This window comes from Clostridium sp. 1001270J_160509_D11, from assembly GCF_015667935.1.
Classification (GTDB): domain Bacteria; phylum Bacillota; class Clostridia; order Peptostreptococcales; family Peptostreptococcaceae; genus Intestinibacter.
Genome location: NZ_JADPET010000161.1, coordinates 1 through 6201 on the forward strand (window position 1 = coordinate 1; position 6201 = coordinate 6201).

General features: G+C 30.0%; 4 protein-coding genes. All 4 read left to right on the plus strand.

Annotated features, from left to right (window positions below):
* Positions 1 to 168 precede the first annotated feature (168 nt).
* The 4 genes from cdaA to glmS all read left to right on the plus strand — a co-directional run bounded on the left by cdaA (position 169) and on the right by glmS (position 6011).
* The gene (gene cdaA / locus I4U58_RS12095; RefSeq protein WP_195931599.1) at positions 169 to 1011 is read left to right on the plus strand and encodes a diadenylate cyclase CdaA; all 843 of its coding nucleotides are present in this window, start codon (positions 169 to 171) and stop codon (positions 1009 to 1011) included.
* Entirely contained in the window at positions 1008 to 2192 is a 1185-nt protein-coding gene (locus I4U58_RS12100) for a CdaR family protein (RefSeq protein WP_195931600.1), read from the plus strand. Before cdaA ends, I4U58_RS12100 begins: the two co-directional genes overlap by 4 nt.
* Before the next feature lie 324 nt (positions 2193 to 2516).
* Positions 2517 to 3863 (plus strand): phosphoglucosamine mutase, encoded by a 1347-nt coding sequence (gene glmM / locus I4U58_RS12105; RefSeq protein WP_195931601.1) that lies wholly within the window; start codon positions 2517 to 2519, stop codon positions 3861 to 3863.
* 318 nt (positions 3864 to 4181) lie between these two features.
* Entirely contained in the window at positions 4182 to 6011 is a 1830-nt protein-coding gene (gene glmS, locus I4U58_RS12110) for a glutamine--fructose-6-phosphate transaminase (isomerizing) (protein ID WP_195931602.1), read from the plus strand.
* The last annotated feature ends 190 nt before the right edge of the window (positions 6012 to 6201 follow it).

Consider the following 6201-nt stretch of genomic DNA (forward strand, 5'->3'; position numbering starts at 1 on the left):
ATCTATCTAAAAATAACAAATGATATTAAAATAAATAAAATTAAATTAAAATAAATGAAAATAACATACAAATAATAAATAGATCAGAAAACCTTGAAATTTTAAATTACAACTTAAATATTTCGAGGTGGATAAATAAGAAAACTAATTAAATAGGAGGATGATATAATGTCCGATTTAAATAATTTTTTTAATGATTTTATGAATATTATACTAAGGATGAGTATATATGATGTTGTAGATATATCAATAGTAGCTTATATCTTCTATAAGGTATTTATGTTTATAAAGGATACTAGAGCGGAACAGGTTTTTAAAGGAATTGTAATATTATTATTGGCTACACAGATAAGTGATTTATTTAAATTACATACTCTTTATTGGATTTTAGTAAATGCTATTGAGGTTGGGGTTATAGCGGTATGTATTATATTCCAACCAGAGCTTAGAGCAGGATTTGAGTACATAGGTAGAGCTAATTTTAAGCTCTTTGAAAAGGGAAATAAAAATGAAGATGATGCACAACTTAATAAAATGATAGAAGAAATTGTTGAAACATTATATTCGCTTTCTAGACAGAAAATAGGGGCTCTTATAATAATGGAAAGGGAAACTAAAATATCAGATATAATAAATACAGGGACTACTATCGATGGTGATGTATCACGTCAATTATTAATAAATATATTTATACCAAATACTCCATTGCATGATGGGGCAGTGGTTATTAGAGATTTTAAGATAAAGGCAGCGGCATGTTTTTTACCTTTAAGTCAAAGTAAGGATTTAACAAAGGATTTAGGGACAAGACATAGAGCTGGGGTTGGTATTAGTGAAGTATCAGACTGTTTAACTTTAATTGTTTCAGAAGAGACAGGGGAGGTCTCAATTGCGAAATCTGGTAAATTATATAGAAATATTGCTAAGGAAAGAATGGCTAATATATTAAAAAATAATTTGAGAAAGAGTGCAACTGAGAAAAGTTTATTTAAAGGTGGTATATTCAAATGATAGAAATATTAAATAAGAATACCAAGATAAAGATAATATCTTTATTAAGTGCGATAGTTCTTTGGATGTATGTTATGGCTGTTGTAGACCCAGAGGATACAAAACTATTTGAAGAAATACCTATCACTATAACAAATATCCATGAAATAAACGATTTAGGGTTAGTTGTAGATCCAGATGAAGAATTAGTCGCATCTGTGTATGTTAAAGGAAACCTATCAGATTTACAAAAGATAACGGCTAATAATATAAATGTATATGGGACTATTAATAATCCTATAGAGGGGCAAAATCAGCTTTATTTGAGAGCTAGCGCAAGCGACAAAGTATCTACGGACTTTAAGTCAGATACTATCGTTATAAACTTAGAAAAAAGTATAGAAAAAGAGAAAAAAATTAATGTTGAAATAACAGGACAATATAAAGATGATGTCGATACCATTACATTAAGTGAGAAAAATGTAATGGTATCAGGACCGAGAAGTAGAGTAGAGTCTATAAAATATGTACAAGCTGTATTTAATGCAGATAAGAAATTATCTAAGACACAATCTACACAGCTAGAATTAAAAGCATTAGATGCTGATAGAAAAGAAGTAAATCATGTTACTTTAGCGTTTGATAAAGTAAGTGCAGAAGTATCATATCTACAACAAAAAGAAGTTAAAATAAATGTTGTTTTTAGAGGAAATAGTTCTAAATTAGTTGAAGGAGAAGATTTTACAATAACACCAAGTACAATACAAATAAAGGGAAAAAGTGAAGATTTAAAATCAATAGATTCAATTGATACAGAACCAATTAATGTTGATGAACTTACATCAAATAATAAAGTTATAGATTTGAAGATACCAAGTGGAATTAGTTCTGATAGAACAAGTATTACTATAAAATCTGCAAGTACTAATGAAGCAACTAGCAGCGTATTTACATACTCCGGTTCTGAATTGACTTTAGAAAATAATGCAGATAACAAAACACTTGAGGATTTTGATTTGCCAGAGACGATAAAAGTAACTGTAGAATACGATAGAGAAGCAGAAAAGATATCTAAATCAGATTTAAAATTATATCTTGATTTATCGGGCGGATTTAATTCTGGCAGCCAGTACAATATTAATCATAGCGGGGTTAATGTAAAAAGTATATCGATTGAACCTAGTTATGTAATGTCAAAATAAATATAATCTGAGATAATTGATAATATCAATAAAAATAGCTTATTTTATTATAAATAATAATTATTTAAATACCAGATAAATACAGAGAAGGCAATAGCTAAAATAGCTATTGTCTTTTTTGTATTTAAGTATTAAAATGAGTTTATGACAAATTTTAGGACGGCAAATTCATTATTTAACAATGCTGTAAATAATTAAGATTTTAAAATACATTGAAAATATACATGATAACTTGGAAATAAATGTTATAAACTTGTAAGAAATTTTTTTGACATTTACTGATATAATAATTATTAAGGTTTTCATTTTGGAAGGAGACTTTTTATGAGAAAATATTTTGGAACTGACGGAGTAAGAGGTGTAGCTAATAAAGAGCTTACTTGTGACTTAGCATATAAATTAGGTAGAGCAGGAGGATATGTTCTTACTAATAATGAATACAAAGTAAAAGTTGTAGTAGGTAAGGATACAAGACAATCAGGAGACATGTTAGAAGCAGCATTAATTGCTGGTTTAATGTCTGTTGGTTGTGACGTAATTACTGTTGGTGTAATACCTACACCAGGTGTTGCATACCTAACTAGAAAATATGGTGCTGAGTGTGGAGTTGTAATATCTGCATCACATAACCCAATGGAAGACAACGGTATTAAATTCTTCAATAAAGATGGATTTAAACTAGATGATGAAATCGAGTTAAAGATAGAAGAATATATTGATAATATGGAAAAAATAGCTTATAATCCTATAGGGAATGAGGTTGGTGTTAGAATTCATAAACACACAGCAGCTCAAGACTATGTAGATTATTTAAAATCTATAGTAGATACTGACTTAACAGGATTAAAAGTAGTTTTAGATTGTGCAAATGGAGCAGCTTATAAAGTTGCACCAGAAGTTTTCAGAGAATTAGGAGCAGAAGTAATAGCTATGAATGTTACTCCTGATGGCGAAAACATAAATCACAAATGCGGTTCAACACATCCAGAAGGACTTCAAAAAGCAGTTGTAGAACACAATGCTGATTTAGGTCTTGCATATGATGGTGATGCTGATAGATTAATCGCAGTAGATGAGACAGGTACAATTGTAGATGGTGACCATATAATGATATTAGGAGCTGTTTACCTTAAAAAACAAAATAAACTAGCTAAGGATACATTAGTTGTTACTACAATGAGTAATATAGGTCTTCATGTAGCAGCTAAAGAATATGGAATAGATTTAGCTATTACAGATGTTGGAGACAGATATGTAATAGAAGAGATGAAAAAGAGTGGCCACAATCTAGGTGGAGAACAATCAGGACATATGATTTTCCTAGATTATAATACTACAGGAGATGGAACTTTAAGTTCATTAATCGTTTCTAAAATAGTAAAAGAAGATGGCAAAACTTTATCAGAACAATCGGCTTTAATGACAACATACCCACAAGTTTTAATAAATGTGGATGTTAGAAATGAAGTTAAAAATAAATTTATGGAAAATGACGAAATTAGAACTGAAATAGAAAAACTTGAAAAACTTATGGCTGGAACAGGTAGGGTTTTAATAAGACCATCTGGAACACAACCATTAGTTAGAGTTATGTTAGAGGGTAAAGATGAAGGTCAAATAAGAGAGCTAGCACAAGAACTAGCAGATCTTATAAAAGCAAAATTATCTTAAGACATTGATTAATATTAGAGAATTAATATAAATATAGGGTGTAAAATCGCACTTAGTGTGGTTTTATGCCCGAATATATCTTAAGTTAATTGTAAATACTAGAATAAAACTAGTGTTTATTAAAGCGCCAGAACTTAATTTTTTAAGTTGACGAGGTCAGAGTTAATCGAAATATCGGCGGATGCTCTGCGGTGTGCCACCATCGGAGGATTTCTACAAAGAATGGGAGTAATCCTATTAAACAAAAAGAAACCCATGTGGATTGACCCGAAATCTTAAAAATATATAAATTAAATATTTTTTAGGAGGACACAAATTATGTGTGGAATAGTAGGATACTTAGGTAATAGACAAGCGACAGACGTTTTAGTCGATGGGCTTTCAAAATTAGAATATAGAGGATATGACTCTGCAGGTGTTGCTGTAAACAATGGTAAAAATGAATTAGAAATAAGAAAATTCCAAGGTAGATTAGCAGTACTTGCTGAAGATTTAGAAAAAAATCCAATAAAAGGACATTTAGGAATAGGGCATACAAGATGGGCAACTCATGGTGTACCATCAGATGTAAACTCACATCCTCACTTTAATAAAGAAAAAACAATAGCAGTAGTTCACAATGGTATAATAGAAAACTACTTAGAATTAAAAGCTGAATTACAAGCTGAAGGATATGAATTCATATCTCAAACAGATACAGAAGTAGCAGCTCATATGGTTAGCAAATACTACGAAGGAAATCTTTTAGATGCAGTTTACAAAGCTACAGCTAGATTCAGAGGAGCTTATGCATTAGGTGTTATATGCACAGATAACGACCAAGAATTAGTGGCAGTAAGAAAAGACAGTCCATTAATAGTTGGATTAGGTGAAGGTGAAAACTTCATAGCATCTGATATACCTGCAGTATTAAAATATACAAGAAAAGTTTACTACTTAGAAAACGACGAATATGTTCACATATTAGGAGACAAAGTTCAAATATTAAACGAAAACAGAGAAGTAGTAGACAAAAAAGTAAACGAAATAAACTGGGACGTTGAAGCAGCATCTAAAGGTGGATACGACCATTTCATGATAAAAGAAATATATGAACAACCAGAAGCAATCAGCAACACTCTAATGAGAAGATTAGATGAAAATGGTGAAATAAAATTAGATGATATAGATATAACAAAAGAGCAATTAGACAAAATAAACAAAATATATATAGTTGCTTGTGGTACTGCTTATAATGCAGGACTTATAGGAAAACACGCTGTAGAAAGATTCTTAAAAGTACCAGTAATAACTGATATAGCTTCAGAATTCAGATATAGCGATCCATTTATAGACGAAAATACTTTAGTTATATTAGCAAGTCAATCTGGTGAAACTGCTGATACACTTTCAGTTTTAAGAGAATCTAAAGCTAAAGGTGCTACAGTATTATCAATAGCTAACGTTGTTGGTTCTTCAATAGCTAGAGAATCTGACTACACATTATACACTTGGGCTGGTCCAGAAATAGCAGTTGCTTCTACAAAAGCATACACTACTCAAATAGTAGCTTTCGTAATGATAGCATTAGACTTCGCATTAAAGAAAGGTACTATAACTAAAGAAGAGTACATGAACTATATAGAAGAATTAAAAGCTATACCAGAGCAAGTTACAGAAGTATTAAAATGTGAAGAACAAATAAAAGAAATATCAAAACAATTAGTAGATAAAAACGACATATTCTACTTAGGTAGAGGTCTTGACTACTCAACTGCAATGGAAGGTGCTTTAAAAATAAAAGAAATATCTTACACTCATGCTGAAGCATTTGCAGCTGGTGAATTAAAACATGGTACTATAGCATTAATAGAAGAAGGTGTTCCAGTAATAGTTTTAGCAACTCAACAACGCCTATTCGAAAAAATGTTATCTAACATGCAAGAAGTTAAAGCAAGAGGAGCTAACGTTATATCAATAACTGAAGAAACAAACAAAGAAGTAGAAAAATCTTCTGATGCAGTTATATACATCCCAGAAGTTGATAACATATTAGCTGGTATATTAAGTGTAATACCACTTCAATTATTAGCTTACTATGTTGCAAAAGAAAGAGGATGCGATATAGATAAACCAAGAAACTTAGCTAAATCAGTTACAGTTGAATAATTTGAATTTAATTTAAAAAATTAATATAAATACAATATAAAAAAATAATTTAACAACACATACACATTAGCTAGAAGGCCCATTTTACATAAGTAAAATGGGTCTTTGCTTTATGAAGAATTATTATCATTATTAGTTAAAAAATTTATAAAAAAGAAAAATTTTATTTTTTGTGTATATAATTTTTTTT